Origin of the sequence: Streptomyces sp. NPDC059875 (genome assembly GCF_042731085.1) — a bacterium.
In the GTDB taxonomy this organism is placed as follows: Bacteria; Actinomycetota; Actinomycetes; order Streptomycetales; family Streptomycetaceae; genus Streptomyces.
On the sequence record NZ_JBHWJZ010000001.1, the window covers coordinates 176,861 to 198,086 of the forward strand.

Consider the following 21,226-nt stretch of genomic DNA (forward strand, 5'->3'; position numbering starts at 1 on the left):
GCCCCGGTATGTTATGGCCCCCCACCGTTTATCTCGGTACCGTCCATACCCCTACCCACCCTCCCCCCCTCTTACGGGGTCAGCCGGTCGCGGCGGCCCTCCCTTCCCCGGGAGGGCCGCCGCCCACCTCAGCCGTGCGCGCCCGTACGGACGACCTCGCCACCCACCACGACCGTCTCTGCCACCGTTCCCGGAATCCGTTCCGGGTCGACGCGGAGGATGTCGCGGGAGAGGACGACGAAGTCGGCGAGCTTGCCGACGGTCAGCGAACCCCGCTCCTGCTCAAGGAAGTTCGCGTACGCCGAGCCCATGGTGTAGCCCTCGATCGCGGTGGCGACGTCGATCGTCTCCTCCGGGACCCAGGGCTCCCCGCCGCCGAGCGGGCGGCGGGTGACCGCCGTGTAGATGCCGACCATGGGGTCCATCTCGGCCACGTTCCAGTCGCTGGAGAGGGCAAGGACCGCGCCGGCGGTCCGCAGGCTGCGCAGGGGCCACGCCTTGTGCCAGCGGTCGGGGCCGATGTTCTCGGCCCAGTCCTGGCCCGGGCCCGCGATGTCGGGGGCGGCGTGCCGGGGCTGCATGCAGGCGACGACGCCGAGTTCGGCGAAGCGCGGGGTGTCCGCCGGGTCGAGACATTCGACGTGGACGATCTGATGGCGGGCGTCGCGCGGCCCGTTGGCGGCGCGGGCGCGGGCGACGGCATCGAGGACCGTACGGATGCCGCGGTCGCCGGTGGCGTGCACGAAGCACTGGAAGCCGCGCGCGTCGAGGCCTGTGAGCAGGTCGGCGAACTCCTCCGGCGGGTAGAACGTGTCGCCGCGGTGATGGCCGCAACCGGCGTACGGCTCCAGGAGGGCGGCCGTGCGGGGTTCGACGACGTCGTCGATGTACAGCTTGAGGGGGCCGACGCGCAGCCGGTCGTCGTCGAACTTCCGTGCCGCGGCGGCGAATTCGTCGAGGTCTCCCTCGGTGGTGCCGCGCGGGTGGAAGAGGGCGGCGACGATCCGGGAGCGGAGCCGGCCCTCGGCGCGGGCGCGCTCGAAGAGGGCGACGTCGTCGAGGGAGTTCTGAGGTTCGACGACGGTGGTGATGCCGTAGCCGATGGCGTCGTCGAGGCTCCTGGCGAGTCGGCCGTACTGGCGGTCGGGCGCGGCCCACGGTACGCCGAGCTCGCGCAGGGCGCGGTGGCCCGCGCGGGAGAGGCCCTTGACGGCGAAGTCCTTGACGAATCCGGTGGGTTCACCCGTCTCGGGGTCCGTCACGGCGGTGCCGAAGGGCAGGTCGAGGTGGTCCCGGTCGATGCCGAGCCGGTCCAGGGCCGCGGTGTTGAGCCAGGCGGTGTGCACGTCGTAGCTGAGGACCAGGGCGGGTATGGCTCCGGTGGCGGGGTCGAGATCGGCGGCGGTCGGCATCCGTCCGCCGGGGATCGCCGAGTAGTCGAAGGCCTCGGCCTCGATCCACGCGGCGTCGGGGTGGGCGGCGCGCCACGTACGGATCCGCTCGTGGATCTCGTCGAGGGTGCGGGCGCCGGCGAGCTGGACGCAGGCGTCGTCGGAGCCGAGGCGTACATGGTTGTGCGCGTCGATGAACCCGGGCAGGACGAGTCGGCCCCCCGCGTCGAGGATCCGGGTGTCGGGTCCGACCCAGGCGGCCGCTTCGGCGTCCGGGCCGAGCCAGACGATCCGTCCGTCGCGCACGGCGAGTGCCTCGGCCTCGGGCAGGTCGGGGTCGACGGTGTGGATTCGGGCCCGGGTGAGGACGAGATCGGCGGCGGGGGTGGTGCTGTTCATACGGGCGGACTCCAGCTTCTTCCAGGGGTGTTACGGCCGCACGGGGGTGACGCCGCGGCGGGCGAGGAGGACGTAGACGAGCGCGGAGACCGCCGCGCCGAGGAGGGTGAGGTCGGCGCCGCCGAGCGGGGCGACGAGCGGGCCGGTCCAGAGTTCGGAGTCGCAGGTGAGCGCGGCGAAGACCATGCCGGCGAGCAGCGCGACGGTGCCGGCGGGGTGCCAGCCGGAGCGGTACCAGTAGGCGCCGTGTTCGCCGCCGAACAGCGCGTCGGAGTCGTAGGTGCAGCGGCGCAGGACCATGTCGGCGAGGAAGACACCGCCCCAGGGGGCGAAGACGATGATCAGGAGGGAGAGGAAGGAGAGCAGCGAGGTGGTGAAGTCGGTGAGGAAGAGGGCGCCGAGCGAGCCGAGGGCGGTGACCGCTGCGCTGATCACGATGGCCCGGGCGCGGCTCCACGGAATGCCGAGGACCTGGAGGTTCAGGCTGGAGGAGTAGAGCGTGATGATCGAGTTGGTCACCGAGCCGCCGAGCACCAGGGCGAGGAAGAGCGGCTGGAACCAGCCGGGGAGCAGCCCTTCGGCACCCGCGACCGCGTCCGTCATGTCGGCCTGGGTCGCGGCGGCGACGCCGGCGACGCCGAGTGCGACGGACGAGAGGAAGCCCCCGAGCGCGCCGCTCCAGGTGAGGGCCTTGAGCGAGGTGGTACGGGGCAGGTAGCGGGTGTAGTCGGCGGGCATCGGGAGGTACGAGAAGGGGCCCGCGAGCATGACGACGAAGGCGAGGCTCCAGCCGGAGGCGCCGGGCGCCGCGGCCGGTGCGGTGGTGTCGGCGCCGGGGAGCACGAACACCAGCAGGGCGGCGAAGCCGAGCGCGAGGGCGTAGGCCATCCAGCGTTCGGCGAACTGGACGGTCGCATGGCCCCAGAGGGCGACGGCGAAGGTCATCGCGAGGGTGACGACCAGGGCGAGGGCGCGGGAGCCGTGGCCGCCGCTCCAGCCGAGGTCGGCGAAGAAGGCGTCCAGGGCGAGGGTGCCGACGACCGTGTTGACGATGGTGTAGCCGATGCTGACGACCCAGTTGAGCAGACCGGCGGGCCAGTTGCCGCGGACACCGAAGGCGGCGCGGGAGAGGACGAGGGTGGCGGTGCCGGTGCGGACGCCGCCGAGCCCTGCGGCGCCGATGGCGAAGAAGGACAGTCCGCCGATGACGACGACGGCGGTGGCCTGCCAGAAGGAGAGGCCGAAGGCGACGGCGAGGGCGCCGTTGATCACGTAGGTGAAGGTGAGGTTGGAGCCGAACCAGAGCCAGAAGACGCTGCCGTGGCGTTCGGCGTCCGGGATGGGGTCGATCCCGTGGCCCTCGACCTGGAAGACCTCGTCGCGGACCGTGTCCGCCACTCTCTCCTCTTGCAGCATGCGCACTCCCCAGACTTTGAATGCCGTTCTAGAACTTAGAACGGCATTCAAGATGTGCGAGCGGGGACCGTCGCGTCAAGACCCTGGGGACCTGCGGTTAAAGTCGTGACCATCGGGTCTGGGGCGACGGAGGCGGAGCGGGTGGCAGGGGCAGCGCGACGGCGCGACGGGCACATCGCCCAGGAGCGGATGCTCGAGGAGGCCATGGCGGCCATCGCCGAGGGAGGCCTCGCGTCGCTGACCATGTCGGCGCTGGCCGAACGCCTGGGCACGAGCGGCGGCCACATCCTGTACTACTTCGGCAGCAAGGATCTGCTGCTGCTCGCCGCGCTGCGCTGGAGCGAGGCCGCCCTCGCCGAGGAGCGCCGGGCGCTGCTTGCCCGCCGACTGACGGCGGAGCGCAAGCTGGACCTCTTCCTGCGGCTCTACCTCCCGCGCGGTCCGCGCGATCCGCGCTGGACGCTCTGGATCGAGCTCTGGGCCCGCACCCCGGCGAACGACGCCCTGCGCGAGGCGCAGCAGGAGCTGGACCGCGGCTGGCAGGAGGACCTGGAGGCGCTGCTCGCGAAGGGCGTGGCCCAGTCCCGTTTCGCGCCGATGGACGCGGCGGACGTCACGGCCCGCGCCTCCGAACTCCTCGCCCTCCTCGACGGATTGAGCACCCGCGTGGTACTTGGCCAGGAGACCGGACGGGATGTCCGCCCGGCGATCGACGCGGCGCGGGCGGCGGCCGAACGCCTGGTCCCGCGGAGCTGAGACGCCTCACCGGGCGGGCGGGGCCTCCCAGGGCAGGGGTTCGTCGGCGGCGAACGGCCATTCCAGAGCATCCGGGTGGCGCCGCATCTGGTCGGCGTACCAGCGGATCTGCTCGGTGTGGAGCGCGGGGCGCGACAGCTTGGCCAGGGAAGGGTAGGAGTCCGCGATCACCTGGGCGAGCGCGAGAGCGGCCTCCGCGTCGGACGCCGCGTCCCCGGGGTGAGGATGCGGCACGCCGTACCAGGCGGCGACTGCGGACAGTGAACGGCGGCCGGCGCGGTAGCGGTCGGCGTGGCGGTCCAGGACGAGGGGGTCGCAGACGGGTGCCACGCCGTGCGGGAGCCGGTCGGTCAACGGGGCCAGGCGGTGGCGCAGAAGCTCGGCGTGGAGCGTGCTCAGGACGTGCGGGGCGAACCACACGACCAGCACCTCGTTCGAGGCGAGGTGTTCGGCGAGGACGGTCGCGAGTTCGTCGAGGGCTCGCGACGCGGGGACGCCCTCGGCGCGGGCCCTTTCGATGGCGGCGCCGAGCCCCGTACCGGACACCGGATCATGGAGATTGGATCCAGGATCCATGATCCAATCTCCGATGCTGCCGTCGCTGACCCGCACCGAAGCGGCGAGGATCCGGTCCACGGCCGTCCGGTAGCCGGTCGTCACGATGTCCAGCGCCATGAGTCGGCGGTGGTGCCACCCGGGCAGGTTCTGCCGGGCCGGCGGCGCGGGCTCGGGCACGTGACCCGGGTGGAAGACCTCCCACCCGTCCTTCGGGCCGTGCCCGTGCCGGAGCACCCCCGCACCGGCCGGTACGAGGGCCCCGCACACCGCGCAGGGACCGTCGTACTCGTTGGTGAGGTCGGGGGCGCCCTCGCTCATGACGTCCCCGCACCGTCCCGGTAGGCCTCCAGGAGCCGCAGCCACGCCTCGCTCAGCGTCGGGTACGCGGGGACGGCGTGCCAGAGCCGGTCGATCGGCACCTCGCCCGCGACGGCGACGGTGGCCGAGTGCAGCAGTTCGCCGATGCCCGGGCCCACGAAGGTGACCCCGAGGACGGTCTCGCGGTCCAGGTCGACGACCATGCGGGCGTGGCCGCGGTATCCGTCCGCGTAGAGGCCCGCGCCCGCCACGCCCGAGAGGTCCAGGTCGACGGCGCGGACGCGGTGTCCGGCGCGCTCGGCCTCGGCGAGGGAGAGGCCGACCGACGCGCCCTCGGGATCGGTGAAGACCACCTGCGGCACGGCCGCGTGGTCGGCGGTGGCCGTGTGCGCGGCCCAGCGGGCGGTCTCCTGGAGGGAGGTGCCGGCCGCTCGGGCGGCGATCGCGGCCCCGGCGATCCGCGCCTGGTACTTGCCCTGATGGGTCATCAAGGCACGGTGGTTGACGTCCCCGACGGCGTACAGCCAGTCGCTGCCGGTGACGCGGAGGCTGTCGTCCACGGGCAGCCACGAGCCCGGCTCCAGGCCGACGGTCTCCAGGCCGATGTCGTCGGTGCGCGGGGTGCGGCCGGTCGCGAAGAGGACCTCGTCGCCCTCGACCCGGTCCCCGCCCTCCAGGACCACGGTGACCGGACCCGTGCCCCCGTCGCGTACGACAGCGGCGACGGTGACGCCCGTACGGACGTCGGCGCCGCGCTCGACGAGCGCGTCGGCGACGTGTTCGCCGACGAACGGCTCCATCCGGGGCAGCAGCCCCTTGCCCCGTACCAGGACGGTCACCCGCGAGCCGAGCGCCTGCCAGGCGGTCGCCATCTCCGCGGCGACCACTCCCCCGCCGACCACGATCAGCCGGCCCGGGACGCGGTGGGAGCTGGTGGCCTCGCGGCTGGTCCAGGGCCTGGCCCCGGTCAGGCCGGGCAGATCGGGCAGCGCGGCGCGGGTCCCGGTGCAGACGGCGACGGCGTGCCGCGCGGAGAGGAGATGGTGTTCGCCCTCGGGTCCCTCGACGGCGAGCTTGCGGGCGCCGCGCAGCCGGCCGTGGCCGCGGTAGAGGCGGGCGCCGGTGGAGTCGAGCCAGCGGACGGCGCCGTCGTCCTTCCAGTCGGAGACGTAGTAGTCGCGGTGGGCGAGCACCGCCGCCGCGTCCAGCGGCCCCTGGACCAGCTGGCGCAGCCCCGGCACCTTGCGGGCGTCGGAGCGGGCGATCGCCGGGCGCAGCAGCGTCTTGCTGGGCATGCACGCCCAGTACGAGCACTCGCCGCCGACCAGTTCGCTCTCGACCACCGCCACGCTCAGTCCGGCCGCCCTGGCCCGGTCCACCACGTTCTCTCCGACCGGCCCCGCTCCCAGGACCACCACGTCGTACTCGTGCTCCACCGCTCGCGTCATGGGCCCCAGTCTGGTGGCAGGTGTGCGCGACGGCCACAGGGGAAGGCGCGGCCGTGCGCGCCCCAGGACGAAGCGGAATAGCGCGGCTCGATCCGCCGTTGTGCGGGGCGAGTCCCCAGGGGACCGTGAGGACACCCGCCAGGAGACCCGGAGAGGTATAAAGCATGAGCACTGTTGAGCTCACCAAGGACAACTTCGACCAGATCGTGAGTGACAACGACTTCGTTCTGATCGACTTCTGGGCTTCCTGGTGTGGTCCCTGCCGGCAGTTCGCGCCGGTGTTCGAGGCGGCGTCCGAGCGCCACGAGGACCTGGTCTTCGCCAAGGTCGACACGGAGGCGCAGCAGGAGCTGGCCGCCGCGTTCGAGATCCGCTCGATCCCGACGCTGATGATCGTGCGCGACAACGTGGCCGTGTTCGCACAGCCGGGGGCGCTGCCGGAGGCCGCGCTGGAGGACGTGATCGGTCAGGCGCGCAAGCTCGACATGGACGAGGTCCGCAAGTCCATCGAGAACGCCCAGCAGCAGTAGGGGCAACGCCCGCGCGGAAGCGGCGGTACGCGGAGGGGCGGTACGGGAGCACCCGTACCGCCCCTCCGTCGGTTCTCAGCGCTCCAGGACGAGGGCCAGGCCCTGGCCGACGCCGATGCACAAGGCGGCCAGTCCCGTGCCCGAGCCCGCCGCGGCGAGCTGGTGGGCGACCGAGCCCGCGAGCCGTGCGCCGGAGGCACCCAGCGGGTGGCCGATGGCGATGGCGCCGCCACGGGGGTTGACGATCTCGGGGTCGAGTTCCGGCCACTCCGCGAGGCAGCCGAGCGACTGGGCGGCGAAGGCCTCGTTGAGCTCGAACGTCGTCAGGTCGGCGAAGGAGCGTCCCGACTTCTCGAGCGCGCGCCGGACCGCCTCGACGGGCCCGAGGCCGAAGAGCTGCGGCTCGATCCCGCTGACGGCGGAGGCGCGGATCCGCGCGAGCGGCTCGCGGCCGGTCTCCCGCAGCCCCTCCTCGTCGACGAGGAGCAGGGCCGCGGCGCCGTCGTTGAGCGGCGAGGCGTTGCCGGCGGTGACGGTGCCTCCCTCCGCCCTGAAGGAGGGCTTCAGCTTGGCGAGGGCCTCGATCGAGGTGGTGTCGCGGATGCACTCGTCGCGCGCGAGCTCCACGCCCGGATACGGCACGGCCTCGCCGTCGTAGAGCCCCTTGCCCCATGCCGCCGCGGCCTTCTGGTGGCTCGCCAGGGCGAACGCGTCCTGCTGCTCGCGGGTGATGCCGTGCTTGTCGGCGACGAGCTCCGCACCCTCGCCGAGCGCCACCGTCCACTCGGCGGGCATCTTCGGGTTGGTCATGCGCCAGCCCAGGGTCGTGGAGTGCAGCTGCTGGTGGCCGGCTGGGAAGGCGCGTTCGGGCTTCTGCAGGACCCAGGGGGCGCGGGACATGGACTCGACGCCGCCCGCGATCGCCACGGAGGCGTCGCCGAGCGCGACGGCGCGGGCGGCCTGGATCACGGCCTCCAGACCCGAGCCGCAGAGGCGGTTGACGGTGACGCCCGGGACGGAGGTGGGGAGCCCGGCGAGCAGGACGGCCATGCGGGCCACGTCGCGGTTGTCCTCGCCGGCGCCGTTGGCGTCGCCGAAGTAGACGTCGTCGATGCGGGCGGGGTCGAGGTCGGGCGCGCGGTCCACGAGCGCCTTGACCACGTGCGCGGCGAGGTCGTCGGGGCGTACGGAGGAGAGGGCGCCCCCGAACTTGCCGATCGGCGTGCGGACGGCGTCGACGATGTAGACGTCGCGGATGCTCATCGGTTCTCTCCCACGTGACCTTCGGTACGACGATCGGTGCACGATGTTCGCCTGGTGAATTTTCCTTCAGTATCGTGCGCGCCGAGTCTCCGCCGGGCGGCGCCTTCTGTCAACGGTCCTGGACGCGGTCCGGGACGATGATGCGTGGCGGATGAACCGATACCGCCGGAAGCCGGAAGCCGCCGGCCGGAGCCACGGTTCCCTACCCCGTCGTGTGCCGGATCAGCGCCGTCAGACCGTAGTCGAGCTCGCGGCCGTCGACCAGCAGCGCCTCGACCGTGCGGGTCTCGGGGTCGATGTCCGCGACCAGGCCGTGGCCCTCGTAGCGCGGGTAGCCCGACGAGCCCATGCGACCGGTGGCCTCGACGACCGCAGACCGGACCGCGCTGTCCTCGACGGACGCGCCGCCCCGGTCCTCCACGTGCTCGGGAACGAGGAGGATCTCGAAACGCCTCGGAACTGTGCTCATGACTCGACGCTAATCCGCCGCGACGCCGAACGCTCAGCTGGACTCCCGGGGGACGACCCGCGCGGCCATCAGCTCCTGAGCCTCCGGTGTGCCCTCCGGATCCCGCACCGCGTTGTCGACGAGCTCCGCGAGGCGCTTGCCGATGACCATGTCGATCTCGACCGTGGTCAGCCGGGGCCGCAGCAGCCGCCCGAGCAGCAGATCGTCCGAGCCGACGACCGCCACCTCCTCCGGCACGGAGATCCCGGCGTCCTGCAGGGCGCGCATCAGCAGCATCGCGTACTCGTCGTTGTAGGCGAAGACGGCGTCGAGGCCCAGCTCGCGCCACCGCCCGGCGAGTTCGTTCGCCGACTCCTCCTCGTACCGCAGCGGCAGGGGTACGACGGTGGCGCCCGTCCCCGTCACCGCCTGCCGCGCGCCGTCGAGCCGGGGGCCCGAGAACATGTCAAGGCCGGGCTCCTCGGGAACCACCACGCCGATCCCGCGCCGGCCCCGCTCGAGAAGGTGCTCGGCGGCGACACGGCCGACTCTCCCCTGGTCCATGACGAGGGCGTGCGTCCCCGGGACCCGCTGCGGGCCGACGGTGATCACGGCCTTCGCTCCCGACCGCTTGAGGATCTCCACGCCGTTCGGGGTCAGTTCGACCTCGCCGAAGGAGACCACCGCGACCGGGCGGAGTTCCGCCCAGGCGCGCGCGGCCTCGTCCCCGGCGAGGCCGAGGCTGCCGTACTGCACCACGGTGTAGTCGAGGCGACGCAGGGCCCATTGCAGTTCGTTGAAGAACTGGCTGTAGAGCGGCCCGATCGGCACCTGCGCGGTGGGCAGCAGGACCATGCGGCTGTGACCGGCCCGCAGGCTGCGGGCCGCGGCGTGGGGTACGTACCCCAGCTCCTCGGCCGCCTCGCGCACGCGTCGGCGGGTCGGCTCGCTGATCCGTACGGCCGCGGTGTTGTTCAGCACGTACGAGACGGTGGCTCTGGACACGCCCGCGAGGCGCGCGACGTCGGCACTGGTCGGGACGGGACGTTCGGCGGACTGTCTGGGTGACTGGCTCATCGCTCCGGCATCTTTCCAGACCAATCCGGCCCAGGGTCTGGCGGATGGCCGGATTTGAGTGCTACACAATGCTGACGCGTGTCAGTGACACGTGTAAACGATCCCTCACTTCCGCTCTCGCCCCCGCACCCGGGCGATCTCATCAGGAGGGCACTGTGGCCCTTTCCTCCCAGGAATCCGGCACCGGCACCACGCCCGGCGTCGACTCCCCCTCGGTTCCCCGGCCGACCCGCGGTCTGCTGTCCCTGCTGCTCACCGGCAACACGGCGATGTACGCGCTGTACGTCGGCGTCCCCGGCATGCTCCTCGCGCTCCAGATCGAGGACATCGATCCCGCGAACAAGGTGGCCAACTTCGGCCTGGTCTCCGGCGTCTCCGCCATCTTCGCCACCGTCTTCAACCCGGTGGCCGGCGCGCTCTCGGACCGCACGGGGCGACGCAACCCCTGGATCCTGGCGGGCGGCCTGCTCGCGATACCCGTGATGTTCCTGCTCGGCAGCGTGCACACGATCCTGCTGGTGATGATCGCGTGGTGTCTCGGCCAGGCCGTCATGAACATCTACCAGGCCGCCATCACCTCGGTCGTGCCCGACCGGGTGCCCGTGGCCTCGCGCGGCAAGGCCTCGGCGGCCGTCGGGCTCGGCCTGCCGATCGGCTCCACCATCGGCGCGCTGATCGGCGCGGCCTTCTCGGAGGACTACCGCACCGGCTACCTCGTCTTCGGCGTCATCGTCGCGGCCGCCGCCGTCCTGTTCACCACCTGTGCCCGCGAGCAGCGGATGCCCGCCAAGGCCCCGCTGCCGGTGAAGCGGCAGATCGCCGCCTTCGGCAGCGCGCTGAAGGACCACGACTTCCGCTGGGCCTTCATCGGCCGCGCGCTGCTGGTCCTCGGCTACTTCGCGGTCTCCGGCTTCCAGCTGTACATCCTCAAGGACCACACCGAGCTGCCGGCCGGCCTCACGGCCGAGGAGGCCGTGGCGCTCCTGATGCCGCTCAACGCCGTCGCCATGGTCGTCTCCACCGTCCTGGGCGGCTGGCTCTCCGACCGCTACGACCGCCGCAAGCTCTTCGTCGGCGCTTCGGCGGCGCTCGCCGCCGTCGCCCTCGTCATCCCCGCGGTGTCGACGAGTTGGACCGCGATGCTCGTCTTCTCCGTCGTCAACGGCCTTGGTTTCGGCTGCTACATGGCCGTGGACACGGCGCTGGTCACCATGGTGCTGCCGAAGGCGGAGGACGCGGCCCGCGACATGGGCGTGCTCAACGTCGCCAACGCCGGCCCGCAGATCGTCGCGCCGTTCGTCGCCTCGCTCGTCGTGTCGCTCAGTGGCGGATACACGGTCCTGTTCCTGGTCGCCGCCGTACTGTCGGTCCTCGGGGCGCTCGCCGTGCGCCCGATCCGTACCGTGCACTGAAGACGACACACCGAGAGGCATCGACGTGCGACTGAACACCACCACGTGGGGATCCGGTGACCGGATCGCGCTCCTGATCCACGGCATCATGGCCGACCACCGCACCTGGCGGCGGGTCGGGCCGGCCCTGGCCGAGCGCGGCTACCGGGTGATCGCCGTGGACCTGCGCGGCCACGGCGCGAGCCCGCGCGCCGCGGGTCCCGAGGGCTACACCCCGGACGAGTACGCCGACGACCTCGTCGAAACCCTCCCCGCCGGGGCCGAGTTGGCCATCGGCCACTCGCTCGGCGGGCTGACGCTGGCGGCCGCCGTGGAGCGGCTCGCCCCGCGCCGCGCGGTCTACTCCGACCCCGCCTGGCATCTCCCGGCCGGGGTCGGGGGCTACCGCCCGGAGCTGTTCACCCGGGGCAAGTCCCTCACCCGCGAGCAGATCCGGGGCTTCAACCCCCGCTGGGCGGCGGCGGACGTCGACATCGAGCTCGAGACGCTGACGCTCTGGGACGAGGGGACCGCCCACGGTCTGGTGGGGTTCGCGGGCCGGGACATGTGGCCCGTGCGGCCGCTGGTCCCTTCGTTGATCACTCTGGCCGACCCGAGCTTCCTGGTCTCCCCCGAGAACGCTCAGATGCTCAAGGAGCGCGGCTTTGAACTCCGTACGGTCGTCGGTGCGGGTCACACGATCCACCGGGACGACTTCGAGGGGTTCATGACCGCCCTGGAGGGCTGGATCTGACGTACCTTTTGGTCATGGACGACGTCTCGATGGTGGGCTTGCTCGGCCGGGTCACCGGCACCGTCGGACCGGGCCTCGTGGGCGAGGTGATCGTCCGGATCCGGGGCGGCGCCGAGCACTTCCTCGCCCACCCGGCCAACCCCAAGGAGCGGATCGATCCCGGAACGGTCGTGATGGTCATGGAACATCTCCCTCCACGCACCGTCTATGTCACAGCCGCGTACGACAGTTGACCGATCCATTGAGCGCCCGCCCACCGAGGCGCACACTCCCTTCACCGGATCCGCACGGATCCGGTGAAGGGGGAGCTGCCCATGGGCATCGGCATCCTGGCGGGCGGCGTCGTCGCCGCCGTCCTCGTTCTCATCGCACTGTTCAAACTCATGTGGCGCGTCGCTGAACCCAACGAGGCGCTGATCATCTCCGGCTCCAACCACAAGATGGAGGGGCTCGGCGAGGGGATGGGCTTCCGGATCGTCACCGGGCGCGGCACGCTCGTGCTGCCGGGCGTCCAGGCGGTACGGAAGCTGTCGCTCGACCTCAACGAGACCCAGCTGCAGGTGGAGTGCGTCACCCACCAGGGCATTCCGCTCAAGGTCCGCGGTGTGGTGATCTTCAAGGTGGGCGACGACTTCGTGTCGATCGCCAACGCCGCCCGCCGTTTCCTCGACCAGCAGAAGCTGATGTCGGAGCGGGTGCACATCGTGTTCGCCGGTCATCTCCGCGCCATCGTCGGCGGGTTGACGGTCGAGGACATGATCCGTGACCGGGAGAAGCTGACCGGGCAGGCCCGTTCGGCCTGTGGCACGGAGATGGAGAAGCTCGGTCTGATCGTCGACTCGCTGCAGATCCACGAGATCGAGGACCCGACCGGGTACATCAAGAACCTGGCCGCGCCGCACGCCGCGGCGGTCCAGCGCGACGCCCGGATCGCGCAGGCCGAGGCCAACCGGCGGGCGACCGAGGCCGAACAGCAGGCCGCGGCCCGGATGTCGGAGGCCACCCGGGACAGCGAGATCCTGCAGGCCGGCTACCAGGCGGAACGGGACCAGGCGTCCGCGAAGGCCCGGCAGGCCGGTCCGCTGGCCGAGGCCGGGGCACGTCAGGAGGTCGTCGTCCAGGAGACCCGGGTCGCCGAGCTGGAGGCGCACCGCAAGGAGCAGCAGCTCCAGGCGGACGTCCGCAAGCCCGCGGACGCGAAGGCGTACGAGACCAGGACGCGGGCCGAGGCCGAGCGTGACGCCCGGATCTCGGCGGCGCAGGCGGAGGCCAAGGAGACCGAGCTGGCCAGTGCCGCCAGGGCGACGGCGACCCGGCTGACCGGTGAGGCGGAGGCGGCGGCCCAGCAGGCCAAGGGCCTCGCGATCGCCGAGGCGACCCGCGCCAAGGGGCTCGCCGAGGCCGAGTCGATCAAGGCCAGGGCGGCGGCACTCGCCGAGAACCAGGAGGCCGTGGTCGCCCAGCAGCTGGCCGAGAAGTGGCCGGAGATCGTCGAGGCGGGCGCGTCCGCCTTCGGCAACGTGGACCAGATGGTCCTGCTGAACGGCGCCGACGGCATGGCGGAGATGTTCGCCAAGGCGCTGACCATGGGCGGAACGGGTCTCGGACTGGCCCGTCAGTTGCTGGCGAACATGAATCCGGGCGCCCAGCCGTCGGTGGCGGCTTCGGTGAACGGTGTGGCGCCGCCGGCGCCCGCGGTGGAGGCGATCCCGGTCGGCGACGACCAGGAGTAGCCGACAGCAGCGGTACGTCACGGAAACAGGCCGGGCCCGGCGCCGTACTGGCGTCGGGCCCCGGTCGTTGCGTCCGCGGAAGGTCAGTTGTGGCCGAACTTCCGCTCCTTCTTGTGGGAGACGTGCTCGATGATCGGCTGCGGGGTCTCCCGTACGACCGGTGTCTGTTCCTTCGCCGTCGCCTCGGTCCTGTGCTCGTGGCCGCCCGTACGGGCACCGCGGTTCACCCGGGTCTGTTTCTTGCCCACGATCGTGCCTCCTGTTGCCGGAACTCGGACGCTGGGGCCGTTTTCAGCCTCGCACGCGGGTACGGACACCGCATGTCAGGGCTCCGCGCCCGGCCGGGCTCTACGGTGGTCCCCGTGACGACCTTCCAGCACTCGACGACCGAGGCCGACCCTCACTCGATCGGCCCCGTCCGCACGTCCTACGCCCCCGACCGCGACGGCGCCCCGGATCCCGGGGAGATCGTCTGGACCTGGGTGCCCTTCGAGGAGAACGACGGGCGGGGCAAGGACCGCCCGGTCCTGGTGGTGGCCCGGGAGCCTGCCGGGACGCTGCTTGCGGTGCAGCTGTCCAGCAAGCGGCACGACCATGACCGCGAGTGGGTGGCGATCGGTGTCGGGGCCTGGGACAGCGCCGGTCGCGAGTCGTGGGTGGACCTCGATCGGGTGCTTCGGGTCCACGAGGCGGGGATGCGCCGGGAGGCGTGCGCCCTGGACCGGCCGTGTTTCGACCGGGTCGTGGAGCGCCTGATCGAGCGCTACGGCTGGTCCTGACCTGCTCGGACGAGCCGGTCAGGCGCCCGCGAGCACCCGCTGGAACGCGCCGAGCGTCGTCCGCTCCCTGGTGCGGTCGAGGATCGCGAAGACGATCTCGTCGAAGTGGCCGGCGAACCGGCCGCCGTTCGTCAGCAGCGCGCGGAAGGCGCCCGCGACCTCGGCCGGGTCGTTCTGGAAGACGCCGCAGCCCCAGGCGCCCAGGACGAGCCGGCGGTATCCGCCCGCCACGGCCGTCTCGAGGACCCGCTCGGCGCGGGCCGCGAGAACGGCCGGGACGCGGTCGGCGAGCGCGGGGTTCTGCCGGCGGATCACGCCCGCGTTGGGCGCGGGCGAGGTGAGGAAGCCGACCGTGAACGGCTCCTTCAGGAGCCCTCCGCGGTCGTCGCGGAAGACCGGGACGCCTGGGGAGAGGATGACCCGGTCCGTGTAGAAGGCGTCCCGCTCGGCGCGGTGGTGCTCGTAGTACTCGGGGGCGCGCAGGAGCGTGGTGTAGAGGGCGGAGGCCCGGCAGACGGCCTCCTCCTGTGCCTGGGCGCCGTTCAGGTAGCCGCCGCCGGGGTTCCGGGCGGAGGCGAAGTTCAGGACGGCCACCGGGGCGGCATCGGCCCTGGTCAGCCGTTGCGCGGCGACGATGCTGCTCTCGTCGGTGACCGTGATGACGGCGGTACGGTCGGTGTCCGGGGTGACGGGGACGGGTTCGGGGCCGTAGAGCCTGGTTCCGGCCACCGCCGCTTTCAGTTCCGCCTCGATCGAGACCGTCCGGCCGTCGGGGGCCCGGTAGCGGCCCGCCTCGACGATCTCCTCGGTTTCCTTCGCGATCCCCCGCAGTCGTGCACTCATGCCCGCAAGCTTGATCGAATCGGCTTCTCCGGGGCAACGGGATATTCACCGGGATGTTCACTGTGTGGCCGAGGGGGCGCTCTTGCACGCCCGTCGGCGGTGGCTTTAGGTGGAACCAGCGCCTTCCGAACAGGAGGAACGACATGTCGTCGAGCGGCATACCGCAGAGCGGTCCCGCCCTCACCGAAGACGAGGCCGAGGACCTGCTGCGATGTATCTGCTTCAAGACGGGCCCACCCCGCGTGCTCGGGGTGGAGGTGGAATGGCTCGTCCACGAGCTGCGTGACCCGCGGCTCCCCGTCCCGCCCCACCGGCTGGCCTCGGCCATCGACACCGTACGGTCCCTGCCGCTGGCCTCGGCTCTGACCTTCGAGCCCGGCGGACAGCTGGAGCTCAGCTCGCCGCCCGCCGTCTCGCTCATGGGGTGCCTCGACACCCTCTCGGCCGATCTCCGCGCCGTGCGCGACGCGCTCGCCCCGCTCGGACTCTCCCTCAGCGGCTACGGGGTCGACCCGTGGAACGCTCCGCGGGACCGGCTCCTCCACGAGCCCCGGTACGACGCGATGGAGGCCGCCCTCGACCGTACGGGACCGTCCGGCCGGGCCATGATGTGCGACTCCGCGTCGGTGCAGATCTGCGTGGACGCCGGTCACGAGGAGCCGGGGCCGCTCGGCTACCACCGCCGCTGGCAGCTGGCCCATCTGCTGGGAGCGGTCTTGGTGGCCGCGTTCGCCAACTCCCCCGTCCACGGCGGCCGTCGGACCGGCTGGCGTTCGACCCGGCAGGCGCTGTGGACCGATCTCGACCCGGCGCGGGCGCTCGCCCCGGCGCCGGACGGCGAGCCCCGGGCGGCCTGGGCGGCGCACGTGCTGGACACCCCGGTGATGTGCGTACGCGGCGAGGAGGCACCGTGGGAGGTGCCGGAGGGGCTCACGTTCCGGGAGTGGCTGCGCACCGGCCGTCCCCGCCCGGCCGACGAGGACGATCTGCGCTATCACCTGACCACGCTGTTCCCGCCGGTGCGGCCGCGCGGACATCTGGAGCTGCGGATGATCGACGCCCAGCCCGGTCCGGACGGCTGGATCGTGCCGGTGGCCGTGACCGCCGCGCTGTTCGAGGACCCGGAGGCCGCCGAGCTGGTCTACCGGGCGGTCAAACCCCTGGCGGAGCGGGCCGGTTCGCTGGCTGCGCCGCGCAATCCGCTCTGGCTGGCCGCGGCCAGGGACGGACTCACCGACCCCGATCTGCACGCCGCCGCCCTGGTGGCGTTCCCCGCCGCTCTGGAGGCGCTCCCCCGGATCGGGGCGAGCCCCGCCGTCCGGCAGGCGGTGGCCGCCTTCCACGAACGGCACGTGCTGCCCGGCAGCTGTCCCGCCGACGAACTCCAGGAGGTGGCGTCATGACCGTGACGACGGACCCCTCGGCCCTGCGGAGGCGGGCCCTCGACGCGCTCACCACGGCGCGGGAGCGGACCGCGCTGCTCACCTCCTGTGTCGAGGACGACGAACTCACCGCTCAGCACTCCCCGTTGATGTCCCCGCTCGTCTGGGACCTGGCTCATATCGGCAATCAGGAGGAGCAGTGGCTGTGGCGGGCCGTCGCGGGACGTGACGCGCTGCGTCCGGAGATCGATTCGATCTACGACGCCTTCGAGCACCCTCGCGCCAGCCGCCCGTCCCTGCCCCTGTTGCCGCCGGCCGAGGCCCGGGCCTATGCCTCCGATGTACGCGGCCGGGTCCTGGACGTCCTGGCGGCGACCCCATTGGAGGGCCGGCCGCTGGTCGAGGCGGCCTTCGCCTTCGGCATGATCGCCCAGCACGAACAGCAGCACGACGAGACGATGCTGATCACCCATCAGCTGCGGAAGGGGCCGCAGGCGCTGACCGCTCCCCCGCCCCCCGCCACGGACATCGGCCCCCTTCCGGCCGAAGTCCTTGTCCCCGGCGGGCCGTTCACGATGGGCACCTCGGACGAGCCGTGGGCGCTGGACAACGAGCGCCCCGCACACACCCGGATGGTCCCGGCGTTCTTCATCGACACCGTCCCCGTCACCAACGGCGCCTACATGGCGTTCGTCGCGGACGGCGGCTACACGGACGAGCGCTGGTGGCAGGCGGAGGGCTGGGCGCAGATCCGGCAGCACGACATCGGCGCCCCGCTGTTCTGGCGGCGTGACGGCGGGCAGTGGATGCGCCGCCGGTTCGGCGTGACGGAGCCGGTGCCCGAGGACGAGCCGGTGGTGCACGTCAGCTGGTACGAGGCCGATGCCTACGCCCGCTGGGCGGGCCGCAGGCTCCCCACCGAGGCCGAGTGGGAGAAGGCGGCCCGGAACGATCCGGCGAGCGGCCGCTCGCGCCGCTACCCCTGGGGCGACACGGACCCCGAGCCCGTACACGCCAATCTCGGCCAGCGGCATCTGCGGCCGGCGCCGGCCGGAAGCTATCCGGAGGGCGCTTCGCCGCTCGGCGTACGGCAGTTGATCGGGGACGTGTGGGAGTGGACGTCGAGCGACTTCCTGCCGTATCCGGGGTTCACGGCCTTCCCGTACAAGGAGTACTCGGAGGTCTTCTTCGGTCCGGCGCACAAGGTGCTGCGCGGCGGGTCGTTCGCCGTGGACCAGGTGGCCTGCCGGGGGACGTTCCGTAACTGGGACCTGCCGGTGCGGCGGCAGATCTTCTCCGGCTTCCGGACCGCACGGGACGCGGAGCTCGCCTGATGTGCCGCCATCTGGCCTTCGTCGGTGAGCCGGTGCCGCTCGGCGAGCTGCTGCTTCGGCCGCCGCACTCGCTGGAGCGGCAGGCGTGGCAGCCGCGCAGGCAGAGCAGCGGACTTGTGAACGCGGACGGCTTCGGCGTCGGCTGGTACGCCGAAGGCGATCCGGTGCCGGCCCGCTACCGCCGGACCGTGCCCATCTGGGGAGACCTCTCCTTGGCCGATCTCGGGCGGGTGGTGCGTACGGGTGCGCTGCTCGCAGCGGTCCGGGGGGCCACCCGGCCGGGCGCGGACGGGGAGGCCGCGGCGGCCCCGTTCGCGGCGGGGCCGTGGCTGTTCAGCCACAACGGAGCGGTGGCGGGCTGGCCCGAGTCGCTGACGGGCCTGGCCGCGTCCCTGCCGGCCGGCGAGCTGGTCGCGCTGGAGGCCCGTACGGACTCGGCGCTGGTGTGGGCTCTCGTCCTGCACCGGCTCAGGGCCGGTGACGCGCCCGGGCGGGCGCTCGCCGACACGGTACGGGAGGTCGCCGAGGCCGACCCGGAGTCCCGGCTCAACCTGCTGCTCACCGACGGGACGGAGATCACCGCCACGACCTGGGGGAACTCCCTGTGGTACCTGAGGCGTCCCGACCGCACGGTCGTGGCCTCGGAGCCGTACGACGACGATCCGCGCTGGCGCGAGGTGCCGGACCGCACCCTGCTGACGGCCACCCGTACCGATGTCACCCTCACCTCGCTCAAGGAGCCCTCCTCGTGAGCCCGTTCCAGCTGACCCGCACGCTCCCCGTGGACGCCACCGACGCCGATCTGCGCGCCGACGTCCTGCACGGTCTGACCCGCATGCCCAAGGAGCTGCCGCCGAAGTGGTTCTACGACGCGCGCGGCAGCGAACTGTTCGAAGAGATCACCCGGCTCCCCGAGTACTACCCGACCCGCGCGGAGCGGGAGATCCTGATCGCCCGGGCCCATGACATCGCGGCGGCGACCGGGGCGCGGACCCTGGTGGAGCTGGGTTCCGGTTCCTCCGAGAAGACCCGGTTCCTGATCGACGCGCTCCTGCCCGAGCTGGACAGCTACGTACCGGTGGACGTGAGCGAGACGGCGCTGACGGGCGCCGCCGAGGCGCTGCTCGCGGAGCGGCCCGGGCTCCACATCCACGCCCTGGTCGCCGACTTCACCCGCGGGCTCGCTCTGCCCGGGACGCCGGGTCCCCGCCTGGTGGCGTTCCTCGGCGGCACGATCGGCAATCTGCTGCCCGCGGAGCGCAAGGTGTTCCTGCGCTCCGTGCGGGCGATGCTGGCGCCGGGCGACGCCCTGCTGCTCGGCACGGACCTGGTGAAGGACGAGGCCACGCTGGTCGCCGCCTATGACGACGCCGCCGGGGTGACGGCGGCCTTCAACAAGAACGTGCTGGCCGTGATCGCGCGCGAGCTGGACGCGGACGTGCAACCGGACGACTTCGACCACGTGGCGCTCTGGGACCGCGAGCAGGAGTGGATCGAGATGCGGCTGCGGGCGCGTCACGCGCTCACCGTGAAGATTCCCGAGCTCGATCTGGTGGTGCCCTTCGAGGCGGGTGAGGAGGTACGGACGGAGGTGTCGGCGAAGTTCCGTCAGGCGGGCGTCCGCGAGGAGCTGGCGGAGGCCGGGCTCGAGCTGACCCGCTGGTGGACGGAGAAGGAGGGGCGGTTCGCACTGTCGCTGGCGACGGCTCGCTGAGCCGCCAGAGCCAGGGCGCGGCGGTCCGCGTAGGGACCCGTGGATATCGGATCCAGTATCCGGATCTCCGCGGTGAGTCCGCGGGCCGCCGCGATCCGCCAGAGCGAGGCGGCGAGGGGATCGTCGCCGACGAACGCGGCGGGCCCGGTCGGCCGGTACTCCAGCCGTACCGGCTGGACGGGGACGGAGGCGTCGAGGGCGGCCTGGAATGCGGCCGGCCGGAAGGCGCCCCCGCCGCGGCCGCACCAGGTCGACCCCTCCGGGAAGACGATCACCCGGCCCCCGCCCGCCATGGCCCGCGTCATCGCGCGGACGGTGCCGGGCAGGGCCCGTAGCCGGTCGCGGTCGATGAAGAGGGTGCCGCCCCGCGCCGCGAGCGGCCCGAGGACCGGCCAGGCCCGGATCTCCCGCTTGGCGAGCATCCGGCCGGGCAGGACGGCGGCGACGAGGGGGATGTCCAGCCAGGAGATGTGGTTGGCGACGATCAGCGCAGGACCCTCGGCGGGGACGGGGACTCCGGTGACCTTCAGCCGGACGCCGAAGGCCCGGAGCACCAGCCGGCACCACCGGCGGGCCAGCGCCCGCCGGCCGGCGGCCGGCACCAGCGCCGCCAGGGGTGCGAGCAGCACCCCGGCGAGGACGGCGGCGACGCCCACGGCCAGCCGGGCCGCGGCCCGTACGGGCCCGACGGTCCGACCCGTGTGCCGTGCGCAGGGATCAGGGGCGCACGGCGAGGTCGGCAGCCACGGCGAGACGGAGCCGGCGGCGGTCACTGGGCCGGTGCGAGGGAGAGGAAGTGGCGCAGGTAGCGGGGGTTGGTGTTGCGCAGCGACAGCAGGACGTAGAGGTCGGCCACGCCGAAGTCCACGTCGTGGGCGGGCGCGCCGCAGACCCACGCGCCGAGTCGCAGGTAGCCGCGGAGCAGCGGCGGCAGCTCGACTCGGCCCTCGGGGCGGGCGATGCCGTCCGGGGTCCAGAGCTTGTGCGGGGTGACCCAGTACTCCTCGGGGGCGAGGTGCTTGGCCTTGACGGTGTCCCACGTGCCGGCGGCCAGGGTGCCCCCGTCGGCGAGCGGGATCGAGCAGCAGCCGGCCAGCCAGTTGTGGCCGGTGCGGGTCATGTAGCGGGCGAGCCCGGCCCAGATCAGGGCGATGACGGCGCCGTTGCGGTGGGCGGGGTGGACGCAGGAGCGGCCCACCTCGACGAGGTCGTCGCGGACAGGTGCGAGACGGCCGAGGTCGAACTCGCTCTCCGAGTAGAGGCGTCCGGCGATCCGGGCGCGGTCGGGCGGCAGGACACGGTACGTGCCGACGACCTCGCCGGTCTCCTCCTCGCGGACCAGCAGGTGGTCGCAGTACGCGTCGAAGGCGTCGATGTCGAGGCCCGGCTCGGGTCCGTCGAGGCGGGCGCCCATCTCACCCGCGAAGACCTGGTGACGCAGGCGCTGGGCGGCGCGGACGTCGTCCTGGGTGCGGGCGAGACAGACGATGTAGCGGGGCTCCTCCGCTGCGGACCGGGCCGCGGACCGGGGCTGCGGCTGCGGCTGGGCCGGGATCCCGGCGAACGGGGCGGCCGAGACGGGGAGACCGGCGGGGACGGGGACAGCGGGGGCCGCGGCGGCTGCGGGCGACGGTGCGGGCATGTCGGGCTCCTCCGGCGTACGGAAGGGGGGACGGTGAGGGCCGGACCGCG

General features: G+C 72.6%; 22 protein-coding genes. 11 read left to right on the top strand and 11 right to left on the bottom strand.

Annotated features, from left to right (window positions below; translation table 11 throughout):
• Positions 1-128: 128 nt before the first annotated feature.
• Positions 129-1,790, bottom strand: a complete 1,662-nt coding sequence (locus tag ACFV9D_RS00685; protein WP_385138711.1) for an amidohydrolase — start codon at positions 1,788-1,790, stop codon at positions 129-131.
• Positions 1,791-1,820: 30 nt separating this feature from the next.
• A complete protein-coding gene (locus ACFV9D_RS00690) occupies positions 1,821-3,206 on the bottom strand; it encodes a purine-cytosine permease family protein (protein ID WP_385138714.1) in 1,386 nt (461 codons plus the stop codon).
• 141 nt (positions 3,207-3,347) lie between these two features.
• On the opposite strand from ACFV9D_RS00690, the gene ACFV9D_RS00695 reads away from it, so the two are divergent.
• Positions 3,348-3,962 (top strand): TetR/AcrR family transcriptional regulator, encoded by a 615-nt coding sequence (locus ACFV9D_RS00695; protein WP_385139409.1) that lies wholly within the window; start codon positions 3,348-3,350, stop codon positions 3,960-3,962.
• Between the two features lie 6 nt (positions 3,963-3,968).
• Here the strand turns inward: ACFV9D_RS00695 and ACFV9D_RS00700 are convergent, their stop codons facing one another.
• Together ACFV9D_RS00700 and ACFV9D_RS00705 are read right to left on the bottom strand one after the other, a co-directional pair.
• Positions 3,969-4,838, bottom strand: coding sequence for a 3'-5' exonuclease (locus ACFV9D_RS00700; protein ID WP_385138717.1), 870 nt, complete (start codon positions 4,836-4,838; stop codon positions 3,969-3,971).
• Positions 4,835-6,286, bottom strand: a complete 1,452-nt coding sequence (locus tag ACFV9D_RS00705) for a dihydrolipoyl dehydrogenase family protein (RefSeq protein WP_385138720.1) — start codon at positions 6,284-6,286, stop codon at positions 4,835-4,837. The genes ACFV9D_RS00700 and ACFV9D_RS00705 overlap by 4 nt, the downstream gene beginning before the upstream one ends.
• Before the next feature lie 164 nt (positions 6,287-6,450).
• Here ACFV9D_RS00705 and trxA point away from each other — a divergent pair, with 164 nt between their 5' ends.
• A complete protein-coding gene (trxA, locus tag ACFV9D_RS00710) occupies positions 6,451-6,816 on the top strand; it encodes a thioredoxin (RefSeq protein WP_385138723.1) in 366 nt (121 codons plus the stop codon).
• Between the two features lie 75 nt (positions 6,817-6,891).
• Here the strand turns inward: trxA and ACFV9D_RS00715 are convergent, their stop codons facing one another.
• The 3 genes from ACFV9D_RS00715 to ACFV9D_RS00725 all read right to left on the bottom strand — a co-directional run bounded on the left by ACFV9D_RS00715 (position 6,892) and on the right by ACFV9D_RS00725 (position 9,604).
• On the bottom strand, positions 6,892-8,079 hold the full coding sequence (locus ACFV9D_RS00715; RefSeq protein ID WP_385138726.1) for a thiolase family protein: 1,188 nt from the start codon (positions 8,077-8,079) through the stop codon (positions 6,892-6,894).
• Between the two features lie 202 nt (positions 8,080-8,281).
• Positions 8,282-8,548 (bottom strand): hypothetical protein, encoded by a 267-nt coding sequence (locus ACFV9D_RS00720; RefSeq protein ID WP_385138729.1) that lies wholly within the window; start codon positions 8,546-8,548, stop codon positions 8,282-8,284.
• A 33-nt stretch (positions 8,549-8,581) separates the two neighbouring features.
• Positions 8,582-9,604: a LacI family DNA-binding transcriptional regulator gene (locus ACFV9D_RS00725; protein ID WP_385138732.1), complete on the bottom strand. Its 1,023-nt coding sequence runs from the start codon at positions 9,602-9,604 to the stop codon at positions 8,582-8,584.
• Positions 9,605-9,759: 155 nt separating this feature from the next.
• On the opposite strand from ACFV9D_RS00725, the gene ACFV9D_RS00730 reads away from it, so the two are divergent.
• The 4 genes from ACFV9D_RS00730 (at position 9,760) to ACFV9D_RS00745 (ending at position 13,482) form a co-directional block, all read left to right on the top strand.
• Positions 9,760-11,016 carry an MFS transporter gene (locus ACFV9D_RS00730; RefSeq protein ID WP_385138735.1) on the top strand — a complete coding sequence of 419 codons (1,257 nt, stop codon included), beginning with the start codon at positions 9,760-9,762 and terminating at the stop codon, positions 11,014-11,016.
• Positions 11,017-11,041: 25 nt separating this feature from the next.
• On the top strand, positions 11,042-11,749 hold the full coding sequence (locus tag ACFV9D_RS00735) for an alpha/beta fold hydrolase (protein ID WP_385138738.1): 708 nt from the start codon (positions 11,042-11,044) through the stop codon (positions 11,747-11,749).
• A gap of 14 nt (positions 11,750-11,763) precedes the next feature.
• Positions 11,764-11,982 (top strand): hypothetical protein, encoded by a 219-nt coding sequence (locus ACFV9D_RS00740; protein ID WP_385138741.1) that lies wholly within the window; start codon positions 11,764-11,766, stop codon positions 11,980-11,982.
• An 81-nt stretch (positions 11,983-12,063) separates the two neighbouring features.
• The gene (locus ACFV9D_RS00745; protein WP_385138744.1) at positions 12,064-13,482 is read left to right on the top strand and encodes a flotillin family protein; all 1,419 of its coding nucleotides are present in this window, start codon (positions 12,064-12,066) and stop codon (positions 13,480-13,482) included.
• Between the two features lie 83 nt (positions 13,483-13,565).
• Here ACFV9D_RS00745 and ACFV9D_RS00750 read toward each other — a convergent pair whose 3' ends face one another.
• Positions 13,566-13,730 (bottom strand): hypothetical protein, encoded by a 165-nt coding sequence (locus ACFV9D_RS00750; protein ID WP_385138747.1) that lies wholly within the window; start codon positions 13,728-13,730, stop codon positions 13,566-13,568.
• Positions 13,731-13,844: 114 nt separating this feature from the next.
• Here ACFV9D_RS00750 and ACFV9D_RS00755 point away from each other — a divergent pair, with 114 nt between their 5' ends.
• Positions 13,845-14,261: a type II toxin-antitoxin system PemK/MazF family toxin gene (locus ACFV9D_RS00755; RefSeq protein ID WP_385138750.1), complete on the top strand. Its 417-nt coding sequence runs from the start codon at positions 13,845-13,847 to the stop codon at positions 14,259-14,261.
• Positions 14,262-14,279: 18 nt separating this feature from the next.
• Here the strand turns inward: ACFV9D_RS00755 and ACFV9D_RS00760 are convergent, their stop codons facing one another.
• Entirely contained in the window at positions 14,280-15,104 is an 825-nt protein-coding gene (locus tag ACFV9D_RS00760) for a TIGR02452 family protein (RefSeq protein ID WP_385138753.1), read from the bottom strand.
• Between the two features lie 143 nt (positions 15,105-15,247).
• Between ACFV9D_RS00760 and egtA the strand changes: the two genes are divergently transcribed.
• From egtA to egtD, 4 genes are read left to right on the top strand one after another with little or no spacing between them, the layout of a single operon-like run.
• Entirely contained in the window at positions 15,248-16,507 is a 1,260-nt protein-coding gene (egtA, locus tag ACFV9D_RS00765) for an ergothioneine biosynthesis glutamate--cysteine ligase EgtA (RefSeq protein ID WP_385138755.1), read from the top strand.
• Positions 16,504-17,820, top strand: a complete 1,317-nt coding sequence (gene egtB, locus ACFV9D_RS00770; RefSeq protein ID WP_385138758.1) for an ergothioneine biosynthesis protein EgtB — start codon at positions 16,504-16,506, stop codon at positions 17,818-17,820. Before egtA ends, egtB begins: the two co-directional genes overlap by 4 nt.
• Positions 17,820-18,572, top strand: coding sequence for an ergothioneine biosynthesis protein EgtC (egtC, locus tag ACFV9D_RS00775; protein WP_385138761.1), 753 nt, complete (start codon positions 17,820-17,822; stop codon positions 18,570-18,572). The genes egtB and egtC overlap by 1 nt, the downstream gene beginning before the upstream one ends.
• Positions 18,569-19,534 carry an L-histidine N(alpha)-methyltransferase gene (egtD, locus tag ACFV9D_RS00780; protein ID WP_385138764.1) on the top strand — a complete coding sequence of 322 codons (966 nt, stop codon included), beginning with the start codon at positions 18,569-18,571 and terminating at the stop codon, positions 19,532-19,534. Before egtC ends, egtD begins: the two co-directional genes overlap by 4 nt.
• Here egtD and ACFV9D_RS00785 read toward each other — a convergent pair.
• Both ACFV9D_RS00785 and ACFV9D_RS00790 read right to left on the bottom strand, forming a co-directional pair.
• Positions 19,429-20,307, bottom strand: coding sequence for a lysophospholipid acyltransferase family protein (locus tag ACFV9D_RS00785; RefSeq protein WP_385138766.1), 879 nt, complete (start codon positions 20,305-20,307; stop codon positions 19,429-19,431). The genes egtD and ACFV9D_RS00785 overlap by 106 nt on opposite strands.
• On the bottom strand, positions 20,304-21,176 hold the full coding sequence (locus tag ACFV9D_RS00790) for a GNAT family N-acetyltransferase (protein WP_385138769.1): 873 nt from the start codon (positions 21,174-21,176) through the stop codon (positions 20,304-20,306). Before ACFV9D_RS00790 ends, ACFV9D_RS00785 begins: the two co-directional genes overlap by 4 nt.
• Positions 21,177-21,226: the final 50 nt, after the last annotated feature.

Bases quoted from the DNA above. Each gene is read 5' to 3' on its own strand.
- ACFV9D_RS00705 (WP_385138720.1), bottom strand. From the start codon at position 6,286: ATGACGCGAGCGGTGGAGCACGAGTACGACGTGGTGGTCCTGGGAGCG.
- ACFV9D_RS00685 (WP_385138711.1), bottom strand. From the start codon at position 1,790: ATGAACAGCACCACCCCCGCCGCCGATCTCGTCCTCACCCGGGCCCGA.
- egtA (WP_385138755.1), top strand. From the start codon at position 15,248: ATGTCGTCGAGCGGCATACCGCAGAGCGGTCCCGCCCTCACCGAAGAC.
- ACFV9D_RS00725 (WP_385138732.1), bottom strand. From the start codon at position 9,604: ATGAGCCAGTCACCCAGACAGTCCGCCGAACGTCCCGTCCCGACCAGT.
- ACFV9D_RS00760 (WP_385138753.1), bottom strand. From the start codon at position 15,104: ATGAGTGCACGACTGCGGGGGATCGCGAAGGAAACCGAGGAGATCGTC.
- egtB (WP_385138758.1), top strand. From the start codon at position 16,504: ATGACCGTGACGACGGACCCCTCGGCCCTGCGGAGGCGGGCCCTCGAC.
- ACFV9D_RS00790 (WP_385138769.1), bottom strand. From the start codon at position 21,176: ATGCCCGCACCGTCGCCCGCAGCCGCCGCGGCCCCCGCTGTCCCCGTC.
- ACFV9D_RS00745 (WP_385138744.1), top strand. From the start codon at position 12,064: ATGGGCATCGGCATCCTGGCGGGCGGCGTCGTCGCCGCCGTCCTCGTT.
- ACFV9D_RS00720 (WP_385138729.1), bottom strand. From the start codon at position 8,548: ATGAGCACAGTTCCGAGGCGTTTCGAGATCCTCCTCGTTCCCGAGCAC.
- egtC (WP_385138761.1), top strand. From the start codon at position 17,820: ATGTGCCGCCATCTGGCCTTCGTCGGTGAGCCGGTGCCGCTCGGCGAG.
- trxA (WP_385138723.1), top strand. From the start codon at position 6,451: ATGAGCACTGTTGAGCTCACCAAGGACAACTTCGACCAGATCGTGAGT.
- ACFV9D_RS00690 (WP_385138714.1), bottom strand. From the start codon at position 3,206: ATGCTGCAAGAGGAGAGAGTGGCGGACACGGTCCGCGACGAGGTCTTC.
- ACFV9D_RS00715 (WP_385138726.1), bottom strand. From the start codon at position 8,079: ATGAGCATCCGCGACGTCTACATCGTCGACGCCGTCCGCACGCCGATC.
- ACFV9D_RS00700 (WP_385138717.1), bottom strand. From the start codon at position 4,838: ATGAGCGAGGGCGCCCCCGACCTCACCAACGAGTACGACGGTCCCTGC.
- ACFV9D_RS00740 (WP_385138741.1), top strand. From the start codon at position 11,764: ATGGACGACGTCTCGATGGTGGGCTTGCTCGGCCGGGTCACCGGCACC.